Origin of the sequence: Xanthomonas sp. D-99, assembly GCF_017746145.1 — a bacterium.
Classification (GTDB): domain Bacteria; phylum Pseudomonadota; class Gammaproteobacteria; order Xanthomonadales; family Xanthomonadaceae; genus Xanthomonas; species Xanthomonas cissicola.
In genome coordinates this window covers 109,028-129,026 of record NZ_JAGHWU010000011.1, presented here as the reverse complement: position 1 = coordinate 129,026, position 19,999 = coordinate 109,028, and the positions used below count along the sequence as shown (strand labels likewise).

Here is a 19,999-nt window from a genome sequence, read left to right as displayed (position 1 = left end):
AATCACTCGTGCTCGCCGATTTCGGACGTGCCGTGCACGCCCACCCGGGACCTGCTCGCCCGGTTTGTCACCACGCTTACTTGCGACGCTCGATCACGAAGTTACCGACGTTGACACCCAGGTCCACGCCCTCGCCTGTGCCTGCCAGCGCGAGCGAGATATCGCCCTTGGTGACCACCTGTGCGGTGCTGGACTTCACGACGCCCGCATGCGCTTCGGCAGCGGCATAGGTGCCGAACAGGTCGTTGAGGCTATAGGCACCGCTGAAGGTGCCGCGGCCGCCGACAATCTTGGATTTACCGACGGTCAGGCCACCGCCTTTGCTGGAGATCTTGACCGGAATGACCGCACCGTTATCGCACTTGATGGTGCCGGTACCGCTGGCGGTCTTGTAGAACACCGACCAACCGGACAAGTTGAACGACAGCTGGCAATCGATGTTGCCGGCGGCCTGCGCCTGCGGCGCCAGCGTGGCGGCGCCGAGCAGCGCGATGAGCGAAAGTGACTTGATCATGTGAGCAGTGCCAGTGGTGGACGTGGCGCGAGACTAGCAGCGCCGATGTGGCAGCCGCGACAAGATTTCAGTGCGGCGGATGCGTTTGTTCAGCGGGGTCTTAGCTAGCCTCGACATGGCAGCAGAGCTGCCGCCTGCAGCCGCGCCATGGGATGATTACCGCATGCCACGCACCGTCTACAGCCTGCTCGTCAGCGCACTGCTGCTGCCCACCCTCGCCCATTGCGGCGAGGCAATTCCCACCCAGGGTTACGCGGTCGTCAGGACCTATCCGCACGACACCGCTGCCTTTACCGAAGGCCTGTTCTATCTGGACGGGCATCTCTACGAGAGCACCGGCGAGCTGGGCCAGTCCAGCGTGCGCAAGGTCGACCTGGACAGCGGCAACGTCCTGCAGCAGGTCGACACGCCGCCGCCTTTCTATGGCGAAGGCATCGTGGCCTGGAAGGACCGCCTGATCCAGCTGACCTGGCGCAATCAGCGCGGCTTCGTCTACGACCTGGCCACGCTGGCACCGCGTACCCAATTCACCTATTCCGGCGAGGGCTGGGCGCTGACCAGCGACGACCGCCAGCTCTACATGAGCGACGGAACGGCCAACATCCGCCGGCTGGACCCGCTGAGCCTGAAACAGATCGGCACCATCCAGGTCACCGCCCGCGGCAAGCCGCTGGACAACCTCAACGAGCTGGAATGGGTCAAGGGCCAGTTGCTGGCCAACGTCTGGCTGACCACGCGCATCGCACGCATCGACCCCGCCAGCGGCAAGGTCATCGCCTGGATCGACCTCAAGGCACTGGTGCCAGACCCCGACACCTTGACCGACCCCACCAACGATGTCCTCAACGGCATTGCCTACGACGCCGAGCACGATCGCCTCTTCGTCACCGGAAAGCGCTGGCCGAAGATCTACGAGATCACGCTGGCTCAGTAGCCGGGATTGGGGATTTGGGATTGGCAGCAGCGGGCTGGCAGGGCATCTGTGCGGCCGTGCTTGTACCAATCTCGAATCACGAATCCCCAATCTCGAACCGATCGGCATCCAGCATCGCGGGAAAACGGGCGCGGTGCTCGGCCAGCGCGGTGGCGCTGATGGTGGTGGTGACCACCTGCTCGCGTTCGCGGATTTCCACCTGCGGCTGGCCAAGGAAATCGATCACCGCGCTGTCGCCGGCGTAATGCAGTTGGTTACCATCGATGCCAATGCGGTTGACCGCTGCCACAAAGCACAGGTTTTCGATTGCGCGTGCGCGCAGCAACGTCTTCCACGCATAGGCGCGGGCGGACGGCCAGTTGGCGACGAACAATTGCAGATCGAAATCCAGCTGCCCCGGGCGCTCCACATCGAAGCGGTTGCGGCAGAACACCGGGAAACGCAGGTCGTAGCAGACCTGCGGATTGATCCGCCAGCCCTTCCATTCCACTGTCAGACGCTCGCGCCCGGCCGCGTAGCGCAGATGCTCGTTGCCGAAGCGGAACAGGTGGCGCTTGTCGTAATACTGCAGCGCCCCGTCAGGCGTGGCCCAGAGCAGCCGGTTGAACACACCGGCATCAGTGCGCAACTGCACGCTGCCGGTGACCACCGCACCCAGGCGTGCGGCTTGCGCGCGCACCCACGCCACGGTCGGCCCGTCCATCCCTTCGGCCTTATCGATGGCGTCATTGGAGAACCCGCTGGTGAAGGTTTCCGGCAGGATCACCAGATCGGTCCGCCCGACCAGCGGCTCCAGCAGCGCAGCGTAATAGTCGCGATTGCCGGCGGGGTCATGCCAGCGGGTGTCGCCTTGGATCAGGGAGATGCGCAGGTCGTTCATAGAGAGGCGGGATCTGGGAGTCGGGATTGGGGATTCGAAACAGCGGGTGTCGGGCGGCTTGGTGCTATCGGTTTCGTATGGATTCAAAGCGACAAACAGCGCGCCGCCGTTGCCAATCCCGAATCCCGAATCCCCGCTCGTTAGAGCCTTTGCAGGCGCTCGATCGCCGCATCCAGCGTCGCATCGTTCTTGGCAAAGCACAGCCGTGCCAGGCGCTGCCCTGCAGGCGCGTTCTCGTAGAACGGCGACAACGGAATCGCGGCCACGCCCTTCTCGATCGTTAGCCACTTCACGAATTCGGTATCGGGCAGATCGCTGATGGCCGAGTAGTCCACCAACTGGAAGTAGCCGCCGGGCACAGGCAACGGCTTCAAGCGCGTGGTCAGCAATTGTTCGCGGAACCGGTCGCGCTTGGCTTGATAGAACGCGCCCAGTTGCTCGTCGTGTTCGGGTTCGTCGCGGATCATCGCAGCGAAGGCGTGCTGGGCCGGACCGAAGCTGGTGAAGGTGTTGTACTGGTGCACCTTGCGGAATTCGGCGGTGAGCGCCGGCGGCGCGATGGCGTAGCCGATCTTCCAGCCGGTGCAGTGGTAGGTCTTGCCGAAGCTGGAAATCACGAATGCGCGCTCGCGCAGTGCCGGCCAGCGCAGCACCGATTCGTGCCGGTGGCCATCGAACACGATGTGTTCGTAGACCTCATCGGACAGCAAAAAGATCTCGGTGCCGCGCAGCAGTTCGGTCAGCGTGTGCATGTCCTCGGCCGACAGCATCGCGCCGGACGGGTTGTGCGGCGAGTTGATCATCAACAGGCGCGTCCTGGGCGTGATCGCGGCGCGCAGCGCATCCCAGTCCACCGCAAAAGTCTGCGGGTGCAGCGCTACGTGCACCGCCCGCGCGCCGGCCAGATCGATCGCCGGCTCGTAGCAGTCGTAGGCCGGGTCCAGCACGATGACCTCTTCGCCGGCTCGCACCACCGCGTGGATGGCGTTGAAGATCGCCTCGGTGGCACCGCTGGTGACGGTGATCTCGGTGTCGGCATCGACCTGCGCGCCATAGCAGCGCTGCGCCTTGCCGGCGATGGCCTGGCGTAACGTGGCCACGCCGGTCATCGGTGGGTACTGGTTGTGGCCGGCCGCCATGGCCTTGCTCAGTTCGTCGACCAGCCGCTGCGGCACCGCGAAATCGGGAAAGCCCTGGCCCAGATTGACCGCGCCGTGCTCGGCCGCCAGCTGCGACATGACGGTGAAGATGGTGGTGCCCACCTTGGGCAGCTTGGTCGTGAGGGGCATGGTGCCTGTCCGGACAAGAAACGGGGGGACCGCGAGTGTACGCAAAGCCGCCAGCAGGTTGCGCCCGGACGCTGCAAAACAGCGTTCCCTGACACACCGCGGCGCCTGCAGCGCTGCCGCCGACGTCCCCGGCATGCCACCATCGTCGCTACAATGCGCGCCCGGTCCGGCGCGTGCCTGCCCCCGGCCCTTCCCCATGCCGTCCTGCGACCCGAGCCCGCTGCACCGATGATCGAACCGCTGCACACCGCACCGCCGCTGCTGGCGGCGCACGCCCTGGCCTTCAGCCGCAACGAGGAGCCGGTGTTTGGCCCGCTGGATTTCCATGTCGATGCCGGCGAGGCGCTGCTGGTGCAAGGCGACAACGGCGCCGGCAAGACCACGTTGCTGCGCGTGCTGGCTGGCCTGCTGCATGTGGAGCGCGGGCAGATCCAGATCGATGGCAAGACCGCCAAGCGCGGCGACCGCAGCCGCTTCATGGCCTACCTCGGCCACCTGCCCGGCCTGAAGGCCGACCTCAGCACGCTGGAAAACCTGCACTTCCTGTGCGGCCTGCACGGCCGCCGCGCCAAGCAGATGCCCGGCAGCGCGCTGGCGATCGTCGGCCTGGCCGGTTACGAAGACGCACTGGTGCGGCAGTTGTCGGCAGGCCAGCGCAAGCGGCTGGCGCTGGCACGGCTGTGGCTGTCGCCGGCGCCACTGTGGTTGCTGGACGAGCCGTACGCCAACCTGGATCTGGATGGCATCACCCTGGTTAACCGAATGATCTCCGCGCATCTGCGCGGCGGTGGCGCGGCGCTGGTCACCACGCATGGTGCGTATGCAGCGCCACCGGTGCGCACGCGCATGCTCACGCTGGAGGCTGCGGCATGAGCACGCATTCGCCGCAACCGTCGCTCTGGCAGGCGGCCCGCGCTCTGCTTGCCCGCGACCTGCAGCTGCTGTGGCGGCGCCGCAGCGATGCGTTGCAGCCGGCATTGTTCGCGCTACTGATCGTGGTGTTGTTCGCGTTGGGACTGGGCGGCCGCCCGGACCTGCTCGCGCAGGCTGCACCGGCGGTGTTGTGGCTGTCGGTGTTGCTGGCTGGCCTGCTGTCGCTGGATGCCTTGTTCCGCAGCGATGTGGAAGACGGCTCGATGGAGCAATGGCTGCTGGCACCGGTGCCATTGGCGTGGTTGATCGCAGTGCGCGTGCTGCTCCATTGGGCGACCAGTGCGTTGCCGCTGATTGCAGTGACGCCGCTGCTGGGCGAATTGCTGCACCTGCCGCATGACCAACTGCCGGTGCTGCTGGCATCGTTGGCGCTGGGAACGCCGCTCCTGAGTCTGCTCGGCGCTGTGGTTGCGGCACTGACGGTGACGATGAAACGCTCTGGTATTCTCGTCGCGTTGCTGGCGTTACCGTTGTACGTGCCGGTGCTGGTGTTCGGTGCCGGCAGCGTGGCGGCCAGCGGACAAGGGCAGGATGCGGTGGGTGCGTTGTTGTTGTTGGGCGCCGGATTGGTGATCGGTGTGGTCCTCGCACCGCTGGCTGCAGCGGCCGCGATCCGCATTTCGTTGAGTTGAGCGCTGCCGTCGATGCATGGTCGATAGCACGCCCCACACAACGCGTTGTTGCTGTTTCGAGAGCCAATGCCATTCCAAAGGCTACTGCCATCGCATGAACGTCGTCGTCCGCTGGTTCCACCAACTCGCATCGCCCCCGATCTTCGACCGTTTTACTGCGCGCTGGGCGCCGTGGTGCTACGCGCTGGCCGCGTTGCTGCTGGGCGTGGGCATCTGGCAGGCCTTGTTCGCGGTGCCGGCGGATTACCAGCAGGGCGACAGCTTTCGTATTCTCTACATCCATGTGCCGAGCGCGTGGATGAGCCTGTTCGTGTTCGGGCTGATGGCGCTGTATGCGGCCATCGCCTTGATCTGGCGCATCAAGATCTGCGAGATCCTGGCGATGGCGTGCGCGCCGATCGGCGCTGCGTTTACCGTGATCACCCTGCTGACCGGCAGCATCTGGGGCAAACCGATGTGGGGCGCCTGGTGGGACTGGGACCCGCGCCTGACCACCGAATTGATTCTGCTGTTCCTGTATCTGGGCGTGATCGGCCTGTACCACGCCATCGACGACCGCCGTCAGGCGGCGCGCGCGGCGGCGTTGCTGGCCATCGTCGGGGTGGCGCTGCTGCCGGTGATCCGCTATTCGGTGGTGTGGTGGAATTCGCTGCATCAAGGCCAGAGCATTCGCCTGCTTGGGCCGTCCACGATCGATGCAAGCATGCTGCTGCCGCTGTGGTTGATGGTGATCGGCACCAAGTTCTGGTTTGTCGGGTCGCTGCTGACGCGCGCGCGCGCCGACAACCTGCGTCGCGAGGCCGGCAAGGCCTGGATCGTGCGCGATGCGCCGGAGAGTGCGGCATGAACTACCTGCCTTACGTCATCGCCGCCTATGCGGTATTCGTGCTGGTGCTGCTGTGGGACCTGATCGCCGGCCGTTGGCAGGTGCGTCGCGCATTGAAAACCGCCCAGGCGCGCCGCCTGCGCGAGCGCAAGCGCGCGGTGCCCGGCGATGCGGAGCTGATCCGGTGAACCCGCAACGTCGCCGCCGCCTGTGGCTGGTACTGGCGTTGGTGCTGGCCGGCGGGTTGGCAACCACGCTGGTGGCCATGGCCTTGCAGCGCAATGTGGCCTACCTGTACACCCCTTCGGAAGTGCTGCGTGGCGATGCCGGCGCACATTCCCGCTTCCGGCTTGGCGGCATGGTCGAAAAAGGCTCGTTCAAACGCGCCTCCGGCGCATTGGAAGCGCAATTCCGCGTCACCGATGGCGATGCGCAATTGACCGTCAGTTACGACCGCATCCTGCCGGACCTGTTTCGCGAGGGGCAGGCCGTGGTGGCCACTGGCCGCATGCAGAACGGCATCTTCGTCGCCGAAGATGTGCTGGCCAAGCACGACGAAACCTATATGCCGAAGGAAGTGGCCGACAAGATGGGCAGCGCGCATCGCAAGCACGATGTGCCAGCCGCGGCCGGTCAAGTTGGAGAGCGGCAGTGATGCCGTGCATCAGGACATCGGCATGCCGGCAGGCAGGTGGCTTGCGCGGTGCGTGCGCAGGTAATGAAGTCACCGCGCGTGGGCAAGCAGGTGCAACCGCTGCAGGAATGCGGACTCGGCAGTGCACTTGCCGTTGTGGCACCGGCCCACGCTCGACAACGCGCCGGCCCGATGCTTCCTGAACTCGGGACGTTCCTGCTGGTGCTGGCCCTGCTGGTGGCGCTGGTGCAGGCCGTGGTGCCGCTGGCAGGCGCACAGCGCGGACGCAGCAGCTGGATGGCCGTGGCGCGACCGGCGGCGCTGGTGCAGCTGGCACTGATCGCATCGGCCTTCGCCGTGTTGACGCACGCCTTCTTGGTGCAGGATTTTTCGGTGCGCTACGTCGCCGAAAATTCCAACAGCCTGCTGCCGGTGATGTACCGCTATTCGGCAGTGTGGGGCGCGCACGAAGGCTCGCTGCTGCTGTGGACGCTGGTACTGGCGTTATGGACCGGCGCGGTGGCGCTCTGGTCGCGGCAGCTGCCCGCGCACGTGATCGCGCGGGTGCTCGGCGTCATGGCGCTGGTAAGCATTGGGTTTCTGGCCTTCCTGCTGTTTACCTCCAACCCGTTCGCGCGGTTGTTCCCGGTGCCGCTGGAAGGTGGCGACCTCAATCCGCTGCTGCAGGACCCGGGGCTGATCGTCCATCCGCCGATGCTGTATTGCGGCTACGTCGGCTTTGCGGTGCCGTTCGCGTTCGCCATCGCCGCACTGCTGGAAGGCCGCATGGATGCGCGCTGGCTGCGCTGGACGCGGCCGTGGACCAATGTCGCCTGGTCGATGCTCACCGTCGGCATCGCGCTTGGCAGCTGGTGGGCGTACTACGAGCTGGGCTGGGGTGGCTGGTGGTTCTGGGACCCGGTGGAGAACGCCAGTTTCATGCCGTGGTTGGTGGGCACCGCCCTGCTGCATTCGCAGGCGGTGACCGAAAAGCGCGGCAGCTTCGCCAGCTGGACCTTGTTGCTGGCAATCGCCGCCTTCGCGCTGTCGCTGCTGGGCACCTTTCTGGTGCGCTCGGGCGTGCTGACCAGCGTGCACTCGTTCGCGGCCGACCCGTCGCGTGGGCTGTTCATTCTGGTCTTCCTACTGGCCGTGGTCGGTGGTTCGTTGCTGCTGTATGCGTTGCGCGCGCCGCTTCTGTCGGTGGTGGACGATCCGCGTCGCGCATTCGCCGGCAGCTCGCGCGAAACCTTGTTGCTGTTGAACAACCTGTTGCTCACCTGCGCCTGCGCAATGGTGTTGCTGGGTACCTTGTATCCGCTGCTCGCCGATGCCTTGGGGCTGGGCAAGCTGTCGGTTGGGCCACCCTACTTCGGCACCTTGTTCGTGGTGTTGATGGCGCCGCTGGTCGCACTGTTGCCCTTCGGCCCGCTCACCCGCTGGCAGCGCGAACAGGCTTCGCGGCCGATGGCGATGCTGGCGCCGTGGGCGGGTCTGGCGGTGGCGGCCGGCGTACTGGCCTGGTTCGCCGCGCCGCAGGGACAATTGAAAGCCGCCTTCGGTGTCGCCGGTGCAGCCTGGGTGCTGCTGGGCACCACGCGCTTCCTGTGGACGCGACGGGCGGCCAAGGGGCGCAAATTCACTGCCGAGATGCTCGGCATGGTGCTGGCGCACCTGGGCGTTGCGGTGTTCCTGTCCGGTGCCATGCTGGTGGAGGGATTGAGCCTGCAGCGCGAAGTGGCGCTGGCGCCCGGGCAACAGGTGCAGATCGGCCGCTATGCACTGCATTTCGACCGGATCGAAGAACGGCGCGGGCCCAATTACGTGTCCGACCGTGCCAACCTGCAGGTATTCAAGGACGATGCCCCGGTAGGCGCGCTGCATGCCGAAAAGCGCCGTTACGCCAGTGGCGGCCAGACGTTGACCGAGGCGGCGATCCGCCCTGGTCCGTTTGGCGATCTGTATGTCGCCCTTGGCGAACCGCTGGGCAATCAAGCCTGGGCGGTGCGTGTCCACCTCAAACCGTTCGTCCGCTGGATCTGGCTGGGAGCGTTGCTGATGGCGCTTGGCGGCCTGGTGACCGCGGCCGACCGGCGTTTTCGTCGTTCTCCGGAGATCCAAGATGGTTGAGTCACGTTCGCCCCGCCTGCCCACTGCGGTTCTCGTGGGCGCCATCGTGCTGCTGCTCGCCCTGGCAGCGCTGCTGGTCTATGCGGTGGTGCGCTCCGGTCAGGACGATCGCGATGCCCTGCCCTCTGCGCTGATCGGCAAACCAGCGCCGGAATTCGCGCTGCCGTTGCTGCACGACCCGGCCATCGTGGTGCATGCGCGCGAATTGCGCGGCGCGCCATACATCATCAACGTGTGGGGCAGCTGGTGCCCGGCCTGCCGCGAAGAACACCCGGTGCTGAGCCGCTTCGCCCTGACCAAACGCGTGCGCGTGATCGGCTACAACTGGAAGGACGAGCGCAACGATGCGCTGCGCTGGCTCGAACAACTCGGCAACCCGTATCTGCTTGTGGTCGCCGATCAAGATGGCCGCACCGCCATCGATTTCGGCATCGCCGCCGCGCCGGAAACCTTCTTGGTCGACGGGCGTGGCGTGGTGCGCTGGAAGTACAGCGGCATGCTGACCCAATCCATCATCGACACCCAGTTGATTCCGGCGCTGAGCAAGATCGAGCGTTCCCCCACTGCCGCACCGGACCTGCACGCCAAACGATGACGCGCACCTGGCTGCTCCTGCTGCTGTTGCTACCCTGGCTGGCCGTTGCCCAGCCGGTCGGCGACCCGGCGCCGCTGCGCTATGCATCGGCCGAAGAGGAGGCGCGTTTTCATGCACTTACCGCCGAGTTGCGCTGCGTGCAATGCCAGAACCAGTCGCTGGCCGATTCCAACGCGCAAATTGCGCAGGACTTGCGCCGCGAGGTGCTGGCACTGATGCACGAAGGCCGCAGCGATGCGCAGATCCGCCAGTTCCTGGTCGCGCGCTATGGCGAGTTCGTGCTGTACCGTCCGCGTGTGGAGTCGCGCACCTGGCTGCTATGGTTCGGTCCGCTGCTGGTGTTGCTGCTGGGCGCGGGCGCCGTTGTGCTGGTGGTACGCAAACGCAGCGTGGCCGCGCCTGCCATGCCTGCCGATGAGCAGGAGTGGTGATGGCCGGCTTTGTCATCGCGGGGATCGTGATTGCGCTGCTGGCCTTCGGCGTGGTGGTGCGCCCGCTGTGGCGCGAGGCGCGCGGCCTGGCCGCAAGCGTGGCAGTGTTGCTGCTGGCCGCGAGTGCGGCGTTGTACTGGTTGGTCGGCACGCCAGGCGCCATCACCCAGCCGACCAATCGCCCGGCCACGCCACGTTCGCTGGATGAAGCCATCGTGCAGCTGCGCGCGGCGCTGGCCAGTAACCCCGAACAGGCCGAAGGCTGGGTGTTGCTGGGGCGCTCGCTGTCCAGCCAGCAGAAATTTGCCGAAGCGCGCGATGCCTTCGCACGCGCGGTGGCACTGCGTCCGGACGAAGCGGACGTGCTGGTCGCCGCGGCGCAGGCGCGCATGCTTGCCGACGACAGCGGTCGCCCGGATCCGGAAGCCATGCGCCTGCTCGAATACGCGCTGGCGGTGCAACCGGACCATCAACGCGCACGCTGGTTCCTGGGGGTGGTGCAGCGCCAGGCCGGTGAGCCGGCCAAGGCCAGTGCGACATGGGAGCCGCTATTGCGCGTGGTCGATGTCGCAACCCGCCCTGGCCTGCTCGAACAGATCAATGCAGCCCGACAGGACGCCAAGCTCGAGCCGATCCAGGCACCGGCTGCACCTACCGCCGCTGCAGCGAGCGACAAACGCATCCAGGTGCGCGTGACGCTGGATGCCGAATTCGCCAAGCGCGCCGGATTGTCCGGCGACACCAGCGTGTTCGTGATCGCGCGCGCGGCCGACACGCCGATGCCGGTGGCGGTGGAAAAACACGCGCTGAGCGAGCTTCCATTGACCATCATGCTGGACGATGGCGACAGCCCGATGCCTACGCTGGACAAGGTACAGCTGCTGGCCCGGCTGTCGCGCAGCGGCAACGCCATGCGTCAGGCCGACGACGTGGAAAGCGCACCGGTGACGATCGCACTGCCTGCGGACGCGCCAGTGGAGCTGGTGATCGGCCGCTGATGGCGTGTTGCGTCTCATTGCGACGCTTCGGCGCAGTGCCGCATAAGAATGCCAAACACCATCTGCGCCAGCCTGACGGCTGCGCAGGAGTTCTGTTGGTCGCTCCTGGTCGGTTGCGATGTTCAAATCATCTGTACCGACCATCTCGACCGGCCCTTGCCTGCTCACCGTCGCGGCACGGATGTCGCTCAGGCGCTTGCAAGGACGCATTGCAGCGTTCCGCGCTGGTGGGCATGCAAGGGTCTTGCAGCCAAACCGCAGGTCTGCCGCCCTGCAAAGTGGCATCACGCAGCGCATGGCTTCCAGCCAATTCCGGATTTCCCATTCCCATCCTGCACACTGGCGCGTGCCATGGCAGATAGAATTGGCCCATGACTGAATTCATCCCCGCCGGCACGCTGTACCACGCCCTGCCCTCACCGTTTCCGATGAAACGCGGCGGCGTGCTGCATCAGGCACGCGTGGCGTACGAGACCTGGGGCACGCTGGCAGCAGACCGCAGCAATGCGATCCTGATCGTCACCGGCCTGTCGCCTAACGCGCACGCGGCGGCAAACCAGGCCAACCCAGAGCCGGGCTGGTGGGACGCAATGCTAGGGCCGGGCAAGCCGATCGATACCACACGCTGGTTCGTGGTGTGCGTCAATTCGTTGGGCAGTTGCAAGGGCTCGACCGGGCCGGCTTCGGTGAACCCTGCCACCGGCTTGCTGTATCGCCTCACCTTTCCGGACCTGTCGATCGAAGACGTGGCCGACGCCGCAGCCGATGTGGTACGCGCGCTGGGTATCGCGCAGCTGGCCTGCCTGATCGGCAACTCGATGGGCGGCATGACCGCGCTGGCGCTGTTGCTGCGCCATCCTGGCATCGCGCGCAGCCACATCAATATTTCCGGCAGCGCGCAGGCATTGCCGTTTTCAATCGCAATCCGCTCGTTGCAACGCGAGGCGATCCGGCTGGATCCACACTGGAACGGCGGCCACTACGACGATGTGCGCTACCCGGAATCGGGCATGCGCATGGCGCGCAAGCTCGGCGTGATCACGTATCGTTCGGCGCTGGAATGGGACGGCCGTTTCGGCCGCGTGCGGCTGGATTCGGAGCAGGCGGCCGATGATCCGTTTGGCCTGGAATTCCAGGTGGAAAGCTACCTGGAAGGCCACGCACGTCGCTTCGTGCGCTTCTTCGACCCCAACTGCTATCTGTATCTGAGCCGCTCGATGGACTGGTTCGACCTGGCCGAGTATGTCGATGACGAACCGGCCGCCAACGTCGGCATGGACAGCCCCGGTGCAGCTGCCCTGCCCGCCTCCGCCAAGCCGGAGACCGGCATCTCGACCGCCGCAACCGTGCTCGCCGGGCTGGCGCGGATTCGCATCGCGCGTGCGCTGGCGATCGGTGCCAACACCGACATCCTGTTCCCGGTGCAGCAGCAGGAACAGATCGCCGACGGCCTGCGCGCCGGCGGCGCCGATGCGCAATTCATCGGTCTTGACTCGCCGCAAGGCCACGACGCGTTCCTGGTCGATTTCGCCCGCTTCGGCCCAGCGGTGAGCGACTTCTTGCAGGACTGTTGAGCTCCTTGACCCTCGCTCTGCGCTGCCGAATATCCGCCGATGTTGCTGCAATAGGACGACCATCACCGCTGCTTTGCCGGCTGAGCAATTGATGCGTTATAGACGCGCAGACCGCACCGGCAAGCCAAACCATCCGACAGAGCTATGCCAATGCGCTATCAAGGACGTCTCAGCGACTGGAATGATCACAAGGGCTTTGGCTTCGTCACGCCCCATGGTGGTGGCGACCGTGCATTCGTCCATATCAGCGCATTTGCACAGAAGACGCGTCGCCCGCGCGATGGGGAGATCATCACGTATGCAATCGAACGCGATGCGCACAAGCGCCTGAATGCCACGCAAGTGCGTTGGGCAGACCGTACCACCGCCGCCAGAACCGAACAGCGTCGCAGCGGGTTGCCGCGCAAGACGCTGGCTGCGGTGTCGATGCTCGCCTTGACGGCAGCCACGCTGATGCACGCGGTACCGGTGATCGTACCGCTCTGGTACGCGGCGGCCAGCCTGGTCACGCTGCTGATCTATGCGATGGACAAATCGGCCGCGCAACGCAATCAATGGCGTACACCCGAATCCAGCTTGCACCTGCTGGCGCTGATCGGTGGCTGGCCAGGTGCATTGCTGGCGCAGGACATCCACCGGCACAAATGCAGCAAGGCGGCGTTTCAGCTGACGTTCTGGCTCACGGTTGCGTTGAACGTCGGCGCGCTGGTGCTGGCGGTGACCGGGACCGATCTGATGGCCTCGCTTCCGGTGCTGTTCGATTGACGCGACCAACAGCGTGCGGCCAGGTGATCAATGCGCATCCCGCGACCACGTTCGAGGACCGCAGCGATTGGCTATGCGTTCTGATCGAGCAGTTCCAGCGTTCCCTCACGCATCCGGTAATGCCGTTGCACGACACCGCGCGGTAGCGCGTCGTGGGTGATCATCACCAGCGAGCGTTCGCCGAGTGCGGCGGCCAGGTCGAGCAGCAGCGCGTCGGCGGTATCCACGTCCAGACCATCGGTGGGTTCGTCGAGCAATAGGATCGGGGCATCGCGCAGCAGTGCCCGCGCGAGGGCAAGCCGGCGCGCCTGGCCGGCAGACAGTGTGGCGCCGTTTTCGCCTACCCAGGTGTCCAGGCCGTTGTTCGCACTGGCCCACGCGCCCAGACGCACCTGCTCGAGCACCTGCCACAACGCGGCATCGTCGGCAGTGGCGTCGCCGATGCGCAGGTTGTCGCGCACGCTGCCGGCAAACACCGGCGCATTCTGGGGCAGCCAGGCGATACGCTGGTGCCATTGCGCCTGTGCGACGTCACGCAGGTCGATGCCGGCGTAGCGCAGCTGCCCGGCCTGCGGATCCCACAGCCGCAGCAACAACGCCGACAATGTGCTTTTACCGCTGCCGCTGTCGCCGCTGATGGCAATGCGCTCGCCCGGCGCCAGGGTCAGATCGAGCGCATGCAGCACCGGGCGCACGCTACCGGGCCAGGCAAACGACAACTGCTGCAATTGCAGCGTACCAGTGCGCGGCACGTCGATTGCGTGCGTCGGATCGCCGACCGATGGCGCTTGATCGACGATGGCCTGCAGGCGCCCGGCGGCAACGCGCGCGCTTTGCAGCGCCTGTAACGCCAGCCCGGCACCGGCCCAGACTTCCAGCAACGCCATGGTCAAAAACACCAGGCCTGCAGCCAGTTCGGCGGCGATCAGCCCGCCTTCGGCCGCGCCAAGTGCCAGCCACAGCATGCCGGCCAGCCCCAGCCCGCCGCAGAGCGCATGCAGCAGGTTGCCGGTGATCAGCCGTCTGCGCTGGATGCAATCGCCGCCGGTGACCGCGGCGGCCGCGGCGTCGCTGCGCTGCAGCCAGGCGCCCTGCGCATCGACCGCAGCAAGGTCGGCTGCGCCCTCCAGGCCTTCGAATGCCTGCGTGCGCAAGGTGGTGCGCTGCTGCGCACGCAACTGCTCGCGCTGCGCGCCGCCGCGTGCCACCTGCCACGGCACCAGCCCACCGATCAGCACGCCGAGCACCAGCAACAAGCATGCAGCGGGAAGATAGATCAGTGCAGCGGCGGCGACACCGCCCAGCCAGATGCCGAGCAACGCGACCAGCGGTGCCAATGCGCGCACGCTGAGGCCGTCGACCTCGCCGATGTCGGACATCAGCCGCGCCAGCAGATCGCCGGTGCGGGTGGCCGACAATCGCCCGGGCGCCAGCGGCAAGGCGCGACGAAAGAACCACACCCGCAGATCGCGGGCGATGCGCAAGGTGGCATCGTGCCCGATCAACTTTTCGCCGTAGCGCGACACGATACGCGCGAAGGTCAAGGCGCGGATGCCGGCCGACGGCGAGAAGAAATTGAAGCCGGTCCCCATACCGGCAACGCCTGCCAGCGCAGCGGCGGTCAGGAAGCTGCCGGACAAGCCCAGCAGGCCGACACCGGCAAGCATGGTGACCAGCACCAGCACTGCCGACAACAGCAGACGCCAGGCATGCCGACCGAACACATCGCGCAAACGATCAGGCTGGGCGCGGCTCATGGTGCCTCCACCGTGACCGTCGCGCCGCGCAGATCGATCACCGTGTCGGCCCAACGCATCGCCGCAGCGCTGTGCGTCGCCAGAACGACCGCACGGCCGCGCGCAAAGATGCCCAGCGTACGCAGCAATTCCGCTTCGGTGTCCGCGTCGAGAAAGGCGGTGGGTTCGTCCAGCAGTAACACATCCGGCTCGCGCAACAACAACCGCGCCAACGCCACGCGTCGGGCTTCGCCACCGGACAAACCAAAGCCACGCTCGCCGATCACCGTGTCCAGGCCAGCCGGCAAGTGCGTGGTAAAGCGCAGCACTTGCGCCGCCTCGGCCACCGCATGCAGGCGCGCATCGTTGGCCTGCGGGTCGCCCAGGCGCAGGTTGTCGGCGATGCTGCCGTGAAACAGGTAGGGCCGCTGCGTGGCATATCCAATGCGCGCACCCGGGCGCACGGCCACGCTGCCCGCCTCGGGTGCAAGCCAACCAGCGAGTCCTTCCAGCAGCGTGCTCTTGCCGCTGCCGCTGGCGCCGATCACTGCAACGCGCTGCCCGGGCTCCAGCGTCAACGCAAACTCCTTGACCATCACCTGCGGTGCGCCGGCAGGACGCAGTGCCAATCGACGTGCCTGCAACAAGGGCGCATGCGCTTGTGCTGGCTCCAGGGCACGTGCGGGTAGCGCACCGGTGTCTGCAACAGCAGGCGGCTGGAAACCCTGCAGCAACCGCTCGGCCTCGGCCACTGTAGCCAAGGCGTTTGCGCGGTCATGGTAATGCGCGGCCAGGCGCCGCAGGGGCGCGAAGAATTCCGGCGCCAGCAAGAGGCAGAACATGCCCGCGCCCAGCGACGGCATACCGTGCAGATGGAGCATGCCCAGATAACTCAAACCGAAGTACAGCGCCACGATCGCCACGCTGACGGAGGCAAAAAATTCCAGCACGGTCGACGACAGGAATGCGATACGCAACACTTTCAGCGAGCGCTCGCGCACGCCCTCGGCAGCGGCGGCAATGCCCTGCAACTCAGCCTGGCCGCGGCCATACACGCGCAGCAATCCCAGGCCCTTGAGGCGATCGGCGAAATGCCCGCCCATGCGCGCCAACTCGCCGAGTTGTTCGCGCCCTGCGGCCTCGGCGCCCCACCCCACCAGCATCATGAAGAACGGAATCAGCGGCGCGGTGAGCAGCAACACCATCCCGACCACCCAATCGACCGAAAACACCGCGATCAGGATCAGCGGCGGCACCAGCAACATTTCGATGCGCGCGAGCTGGTAGCCGACGAAATAGCCTTCCAGTGCATCGGTATGCGCCAGGCTCAATTCGCCCAGTTCGCCGCTGCGCTGCCGGCGCAACCATAGCGGTCCGTGCTGCGTCAGGCGTCTGGCAATGCGCGTGCGCAGTTCGCGTTTGGCCACGTCGGCCACTCCACCGGTCAGCGATTGCGCCCAGGCGTTGAGTAGTGCGCGCCCGATCAGCGCCAGCAGCAAGCCCGCGCCCACGTTGCGCAATTGCGTCAACGCCAGGTGCTGCACCAGCACCGCCTGTACCAGCCAGGCGATCGCAGCCGATTGCACGAGCAGCAACACACCCGACAACGCCACCGCAACCCCGGCAAGCCGCCGCGCACGCGTGGCCGATGCGGCAAGCGCATCCAGCCACTGGCCGCGTTGACGGCGCCGGGCGGGCGTTTCGCTGGCTTGCACGCTGGGCTGGCCCACGTCGCTCTTCTGAAGACTGCGCATTGCACGCGATTGTAAGTCGCCGCCTCCCGGTCGGGGGATAGACAGTGTGACGCACCTGTCCGGGGCCGCATTGATTTGGATCAACGCGGCCGACGCGATCGCGGCAGATGATCGCCACATTCCTTACCGCCCCTCAACCAGGCCCACCCGCCATGATCGACTCGACAGTTGTCGAACTGTCGCGGCTGCAGTTCGCAGTCACCGCGATGTACCACTTCATCTTTCCGCCGCTCACCATGGGTCTGTCGTTCCTGCTGGGCATCATGGAAAGCGTCTACGTCATGACCGGCAAGCAGATCTGGCGGCGCATGACCATGTTCTGGGGCGTGCTGTTCGGCATCAACTTCGCCATGGGTGTCGGCACCGGCATCGTGATGGAGTTCGAGTTCGGCATGAACTGGTCGTACTACAGCCATTACGTGGGCGACATCTTCGGTGCGCCGCTGGCGATTGAAGGACTGATGGCTTTTTTTCTGGAGGCCACGTTTCTGGGGCTATTCTTTCTGGGCTGGAATCGCCTGAGCAAGGTGCAGCACCTGATCACCACCTGGCTGGTGGCGCTGGGCAGCAATTTCTCCGCGTTATGGATCCTGATCGCCAACGGCTGGATGCAGAATCCGGCCGGTGCGGTATTCAACCCGGACACCATGCGCATGGAAGTGGTGGATTTCGTGGCGGTGCTGTTCAACCCGGTGGCGCAAGCCAAGTTCGTGCATACCGTCAGCGCCGGCTACGTGCTGGGTGCGGTGTTCGTGATGTCGATCAGTGCGTTTTACCTGTTGCGCGGCAAGCATATTGAGATGGCACGGCGTTCGTTTGCGGTGGCCGCAGCGTTCGGTCTGCTGTCGTCGCTGTCGGTGGTGGTGCTGGGCGACGAGAGCGGCTACGCCGCCAGCGAACACCAGAAGATGAAACTGGCCGCCATCGAAGCGATGTGGGAAACCGAAGCTGCGCCGGCCGACTTCACTGCGTTCGGCATTCCGAACCAGACCACCCATCGCAACGATTACGCCATCAAGATTCCATACCTGATGGGCTTGATCGCCACGCGTTCGCTGAACGAGCCGATTCCAGGCATTCTCGAATTGGTCGGCCGTGCCGAACACCGCATCCGCGGCGGTCAAATCGCCTATGGGGCACTGCAACGCATCCGCGCCGACAAGAACGACGCCCAAGCGCGCAAGGTTTTCGATGCGCATTGGCAGGACCTGGGCCACGGCCTGCTGCTCAAGCGCTACCGCGACGATATCGGCAACGCCACGCCGGAGCAGATTGCCCAGGCCGCGATGGACACCGTGCCACGCGTGCTGCCGCTGTTCTGGACCTTCCGCATCATGGCCGCCATCGGCATGTATCTCATCGCGTTTTTCGCTGTCGCCTTCTGGTTTGCCTGCAAGCACAACTTCCAGGAAAAACGCTGGTTCCTGACCTTGGCCCTGTGGACGTTGCCGCTGCCCTGGATCGCGATCGAATGCGGCTGGTTCGTTGCCGAATACGGCCGCCAGCCGTGGGCGGTGGAAGGCGTGCTGCCCACGTTCTACGCCGCCTCGGGGCTGGATCTGTACGAGATCGTGCTGACGCTGGTGGGCTTCACCGCGCTGTACACCACGCTACTGGTGATTGCGATCAAGTTGTCGCTGAAGACCATCAACAAGGGCCCGGATGCGCTGTTCCCGCCGATGCTGCCCAACGCATTGCGCGTCGCCCCACACGAGCATGCCCCGCAAGACCACGCCCCGTCGCGTCACGCACCGCTGAGTTCCGGTGCCGTGGCCGGCAGCGCACCGTAAGCGAAGGAGAGACATCATGGATTTCGTATTGCTCGATTACACAACCCTGCGCGTGATCTGGTGGCTGCTGCTCGGCGTGCTGCTGTCCGGTTATGCGGTGATGGGCGGCTTCGATCTTGGCGTGGGCGCACTGCTGCCGTTCGTCGCCACCAACGATGCCGAACGCCGGCTGGTGATCAATACCGTCGGCCCGGTCTGGGAAGGCAACCAGGTGTGGTTGATCCTGGGCGGCGGCGCGATCTTTGCCGCGTTCCCGCCGTTGTATGCAGTGAGTTTCTCCGGGTTTTATCTGGCGATGTTCCTGATCCTGTTCGCGCTGATCCTGCGCCCGGTCGGTTTCAAGTTCCGCGGCAAGCTGGCGAGTGCACGCTGGCGCAGCAATTGGGACTGGGCGCTGTTCGTCGGTGGCTTCATTCCGGCGCTGATCATGGGCGTGGCGGTCGGCAACGTGCTGCTGGGGGTGCCGTTCCATTTCGACGACAGCATGCGCACGTTCTACACCGGCAACCTGTTGGGGCTGCTGACGCCGTTCGCGTTGCTCGCCGGCTTGCTCAGCGTGGCGATGCTGCTCGCGCATGGCGCCGCGATGCTCGTGCTCAAGACCGATGGACCGGTGGCCGAGCGCGCGGCACGTTTCGGCGGCATCGCTGCGCTGTGTGCGCTGGCACTGTTTGCAGCAGGCGGCGCATGGGTGGCGCTGGGTCTGCCCGGCTATGCGGTGACCTCGTTGCTGGCCACAGACGCGGCCACCAACCCGCTCGGCAAGACCGCTGCGCTCACCGCCGCGGGCGGCTGGTTGCACAACTACAGCAGCATGCCGGCCACATTGGTGGCGCCGCTGGTGGGCATGGTCGGGCTTGCGATGAGCGCGATGCTCTTGCGCATGCGGCGCGGCGGCGTGGCCTTCATCGCTTCCGGCAGCGCCATCGTCGGCATCGTGTTCACGGTGGGCTTTGCGTTGTTTCCGTTCCTGCTGCCCTCTTCCAGCACGCCGAGCGCGAGCCTGACGCTGTGGGATGCATCCAGCAGCCGTCTGACGTTGTGGATCATGTTGCTGGCCACTGCCGTGTTCATGCCGATCGTGCTGGCGTACACCAGCTGGGTGTATCGCGTGCTCAAGGGCAAGGTCACCGACGATGCGGTCACGGCCAATCCCAACGCCTACTGAGCGCCGCGGCAGCGATCGCAGTGCCTGCGCTGCCGTTGCCGCACCGCGCGTCACCATCTTTTTCAACGACTCGAGGAGCACCCCAATGTGGTATTTCGCATGGATACTCGGCACCGGCCTGGCGGCATCGGCCGCGGTGCTCAACGGCATGTGGTTCGAAGCACGCGAGCCCGAGCGTGGCGAGCCGCCCCAGTAAAATAATTTCATCGGATGCTTGCCGATTCCCCATTCCCTATGTAACATACGCTGCTCCTTCGGGGTGTAGCTCAGTCTGGTAGAGCGCTACGTTCGGGACGTAGAGGTCGCAAGTTCGAATCCTGTCTCCCCGACCAGTTTCAAAACACAAACCGGCCTCGTGCCGGTTTTGTGTTTTCAGGCGTCGTTGCACGCAGGTGCGCGGCGCGGATGGTCTGTCA

20 protein-coding genes and 1 tRNA gene are annotated in these 19,999 nt (G+C 65.6%); 16 read left to right on the top strand and 5 right to left on the bottom strand.

What is annotated here, in order from left to right:
* Positions 1–76: 76 nt before the first annotated feature.
* Positions 77–514, bottom strand: a complete 438-nt coding sequence (locus J7360_RS05535; protein ID WP_003487019.1) for a hypothetical protein — start codon at positions 512–514, stop codon at positions 77–79.
* 163 nt (positions 515–677) lie between these two features.
* Here J7360_RS05535 and J7360_RS05530 point away from each other — a divergent pair, with 163 nt between their 5' ends.
* Positions 678–1,448, top strand: coding sequence for a glutaminyl-peptide cyclotransferase (locus J7360_RS05530; RefSeq protein WP_279627083.1), 771 nt, complete (start codon positions 678–680; stop codon positions 1,446–1,448).
* A 76-nt stretch (positions 1,449–1,524) separates the two neighbouring features.
* Here J7360_RS05530 and J7360_RS05525 read toward each other — a convergent pair whose 3' ends face one another.
* Positions 1,525–2,328 carry an amidohydrolase gene (locus J7360_RS05525; RefSeq protein ID WP_007964633.1) on the bottom strand — a complete coding sequence of 268 codons (804 nt, stop codon included), beginning with the start codon at positions 2,326–2,328 and terminating at the stop codon, positions 1,525–1,527.
* A 140-nt stretch (positions 2,329–2,468) separates the two neighbouring features.
* Positions 2,469–3,617, bottom strand: coding sequence for a pyridoxal phosphate-dependent aminotransferase (locus J7360_RS05520; protein WP_089095339.1), 1,149 nt, complete (start codon positions 3,615–3,617; stop codon positions 2,469–2,471).
* Positions 3,618–3,845: 228 nt separating this feature from the next.
* Here J7360_RS05520 and ccmA point away from each other — a divergent pair, with 228 nt between their 5' ends.
* The 11 genes from ccmA (at position 3,846) to J7360_RS05465 (ending at position 13,135) form a co-directional block, all read left to right on the top strand.
* A complete protein-coding gene (gene ccmA / locus J7360_RS05515) occupies positions 3,846–4,490 on the top strand; it encodes a heme ABC exporter ATP-binding protein CcmA (RefSeq protein ID WP_008573812.1) in 645 nt (214 codons plus the stop codon).
* Positions 4,487–5,182, top strand: a complete 696-nt coding sequence (gene ccmB, locus J7360_RS05510; protein ID WP_003487009.1) for a heme exporter protein CcmB — start codon at positions 4,487–4,489, stop codon at positions 5,180–5,182. Before ccmA ends, ccmB begins: the two co-directional genes overlap by 4 nt.
* A 94-nt stretch (positions 5,183–5,276) precedes the next feature.
* Positions 5,277–6,029 carry a heme ABC transporter permease CcmC gene (gene ccmC, locus J7360_RS05505; RefSeq protein WP_007971022.1) on the top strand — a complete coding sequence of 251 codons (753 nt, stop codon included), beginning with the start codon at positions 5,277–5,279 and terminating at the stop codon, positions 6,027–6,029.
* Positions 6,026–6,196, top strand: coding sequence for a heme exporter protein CcmD (gene ccmD / locus J7360_RS05500; RefSeq protein WP_022559269.1), 171 nt, complete (start codon positions 6,026–6,028; stop codon positions 6,194–6,196). The genes ccmC and ccmD overlap by 4 nt, the downstream gene beginning before the upstream one ends.
* A complete protein-coding gene (gene ccmE / locus J7360_RS05495) occupies positions 6,193–6,663 on the top strand; it encodes a cytochrome c maturation protein CcmE (RefSeq protein ID WP_042675285.1) in 471 nt (156 codons plus the stop codon). The genes ccmD and ccmE overlap by 4 nt, the downstream gene beginning before the upstream one ends.
* Positions 6,664–6,834: 171 nt before the next feature.
* Positions 6,835–8,772 (top strand): heme lyase CcmF/NrfE family subunit, encoded by a 1,938-nt coding sequence (locus J7360_RS05490; protein ID WP_150146390.1) that lies wholly within the window; start codon positions 6,835–6,837, stop codon positions 8,770–8,772.
* Positions 8,765–9,367, top strand: a complete 603-nt coding sequence (locus tag J7360_RS05485) for a DsbE family thiol:disulfide interchange protein (protein ID WP_017157799.1) — start codon at positions 8,765–8,767, stop codon at positions 9,365–9,367. Before J7360_RS05490 ends, J7360_RS05485 begins: the two co-directional genes overlap by 8 nt.
* Positions 9,364–9,798 carry a cytochrome c-type biogenesis protein gene (locus tag J7360_RS05480; RefSeq protein WP_057661533.1) on the top strand — a complete coding sequence of 145 codons (435 nt, stop codon included), beginning with the start codon at positions 9,364–9,366 and terminating at the stop codon, positions 9,796–9,798. The genes J7360_RS05485 and J7360_RS05480 overlap by 4 nt, the downstream gene beginning before the upstream one ends.
* A complete protein-coding gene (locus J7360_RS05475) occupies positions 9,798–10,796 on the top strand; it encodes a tetratricopeptide repeat protein (protein WP_057661531.1) in 999 nt (332 codons plus the stop codon). Before J7360_RS05480 ends, J7360_RS05475 begins: the two co-directional genes overlap by 1 nt.
* A 371-nt stretch (positions 10,797–11,167) precedes the next feature.
* The gene (locus J7360_RS05470) at positions 11,168–12,370 is read left to right on the top strand and encodes a homoserine O-acetyltransferase (protein WP_057661528.1); all 1,203 of its coding nucleotides are present in this window, start codon (positions 11,168–11,170) and stop codon (positions 12,368–12,370) included.
* Positions 12,371–12,520: 150 nt separating this feature from the next.
* The gene (locus J7360_RS05465) at positions 12,521–13,135 is read left to right on the top strand and encodes a DUF1294 domain-containing protein (RefSeq protein ID WP_022559274.1); all 615 of its coding nucleotides are present in this window, start codon (positions 12,521–12,523) and stop codon (positions 13,133–13,135) included.
* Positions 13,136–13,206: 71 nt separating this feature from the next.
* Here J7360_RS05465 and cydC read toward each other — a convergent pair whose 3' ends face one another.
* Positions 13,207–14,892, bottom strand: coding sequence for a thiol reductant ABC exporter subunit CydC (gene cydC, locus J7360_RS05460; RefSeq protein WP_057661525.1), 1,686 nt, complete (start codon positions 14,890–14,892; stop codon positions 13,207–13,209).
* Positions 14,889–16,625: a thiol reductant ABC exporter subunit CydD gene (gene cydD / locus J7360_RS05455; protein ID WP_209033416.1), complete on the bottom strand. Its 1,737-nt coding sequence runs from the start codon at positions 16,623–16,625 to the stop codon at positions 14,889–14,891. Before cydD ends, cydC begins: the two co-directional genes overlap by 4 nt.
* 152 nt (positions 16,626–16,777) lie before the next feature.
* Here cydD and J7360_RS05450 point away from each other — a divergent pair, with 152 nt between their 5' ends.
* The 4 genes from J7360_RS05450 (at position 16,778) to J7360_RS05435 (ending at position 19,915) form a co-directional block, all read left to right on the top strand.
* Complete coding sequence (locus J7360_RS05450; protein ID WP_057661521.1) at positions 16,778–18,415, top strand: cytochrome ubiquinol oxidase subunit I; 1,638 nt, start codon at positions 16,778–16,780, stop codon at positions 18,413–18,415.
* 16 nt (positions 18,416–18,431) lie between these two features.
* A complete protein-coding gene (cydB, locus tag J7360_RS05445) occupies positions 18,432–19,583 on the top strand; it encodes a cytochrome d ubiquinol oxidase subunit II (RefSeq protein ID WP_088370814.1) in 1,152 nt (383 codons plus the stop codon).
* An 85-nt stretch (positions 19,584–19,668) separates the two neighbouring features.
* The gene (gene cydX, locus J7360_RS05440; protein ID WP_022559279.1) at positions 19,669–19,779 is read left to right on the top strand and encodes a cytochrome bd-I oxidase subunit CydX; all 111 of its coding nucleotides are present in this window, start codon (positions 19,669–19,671) and stop codon (positions 19,777–19,779) included.
* 59 nt (positions 19,780–19,838) lie between these two features.
* Positions 19,839–19,915, top strand: a tRNA-Pro gene (locus J7360_RS05435).
* The last annotated feature ends 84 nt before the right edge of the window (positions 19,916–19,999 follow it).

Bases quoted from the DNA above. Each gene is read 5' to 3' on its own strand.
- J7360_RS05535 (WP_003487019.1), bottom strand. From the start codon at position 514: ATGATCAAGTCACTTTCGCTCATCGCGCTGCTCGGCGCCGCCACGCTG.
- J7360_RS05530 (WP_279627083.1), top strand. From the start codon at position 678: ATGCCACGCACCGTCTACAGCCTGCTCGTCAGCGCACTGCTGCTGCCC.
- J7360_RS05525 (WP_007964633.1), bottom strand. From the start codon at position 2,328: ATGAACGACCTGCGCATCTCCCTGATCCAAGGCGACACCCGCTGGCAT.
- J7360_RS05520 (WP_089095339.1), bottom strand. From the start codon at position 3,617: ATGCCCCTCACGACCAAGCTGCCCAAGGTGGGCACCACCATCTTCACC.
- ccmA (WP_008573812.1), top strand. From the start codon at position 3,846: ATGATCGAACCGCTGCACACCGCACCGCCGCTGCTGGCGGCGCACGCC.
- ccmB (WP_003487009.1), top strand. From the start codon at position 4,487: ATGAGCACGCATTCGCCGCAACCGTCGCTCTGGCAGGCGGCCCGCGCT.
- ccmC (WP_007971022.1), top strand. From the start codon at position 5,277: ATGAACGTCGTCGTCCGCTGGTTCCACCAACTCGCATCGCCCCCGATC.
- ccmD (WP_022559269.1), top strand. From the start codon at position 6,026: ATGAACTACCTGCCTTACGTCATCGCCGCCTATGCGGTATTCGTGCTG.
- J7360_RS05490 (WP_150146390.1), top strand. From the start codon at position 6,835: ATGCTTCCTGAACTCGGGACGTTCCTGCTGGTGCTGGCCCTGCTGGTG.
- J7360_RS05485 (WP_017157799.1), top strand. From the start codon at position 8,765: ATGGTTGAGTCACGTTCGCCCCGCCTGCCCACTGCGGTTCTCGTGGGC.
- J7360_RS05480 (WP_057661533.1), top strand. From the start codon at position 9,364: ATGACGCGCACCTGGCTGCTCCTGCTGCTGTTGCTACCCTGGCTGGCC.
- J7360_RS05475 (WP_057661531.1), top strand. From the start codon at position 9,798: ATGGCCGGCTTTGTCATCGCGGGGATCGTGATTGCGCTGCTGGCCTTC.
- J7360_RS05470 (WP_057661528.1), top strand. From the start codon at position 11,168: ATGACTGAATTCATCCCCGCCGGCACGCTGTACCACGCCCTGCCCTCA.
- J7360_RS05465 (WP_022559274.1), top strand. From the start codon at position 12,521: ATGCGCTATCAAGGACGTCTCAGCGACTGGAATGATCACAAGGGCTTT.
- cydC (WP_057661525.1), bottom strand. From the start codon at position 14,892: ATGAGCCGCGCCCAGCCTGATCGTTTGCGCGATGTGTTCGGTCGGCAT.
- cydD (WP_209033416.1), bottom strand. From the start codon at position 16,625: ATGCGCAGTCTTCAGAAGAGCGACGTGGGCCAGCCCAGCGTGCAAGCC.
- J7360_RS05450 (WP_057661521.1), top strand. From the start codon at position 16,778: ATGATCGACTCGACAGTTGTCGAACTGTCGCGGCTGCAGTTCGCAGTC.
- cydB (WP_088370814.1), top strand. From the start codon at position 18,432: ATGGATTTCGTATTGCTCGATTACACAACCCTGCGCGTGATCTGGTGG.
- cydX (WP_022559279.1), top strand. From the start codon at position 19,669: ATGTGGTATTTCGCATGGATACTCGGCACCGGCCTGGCGGCATCGGCC.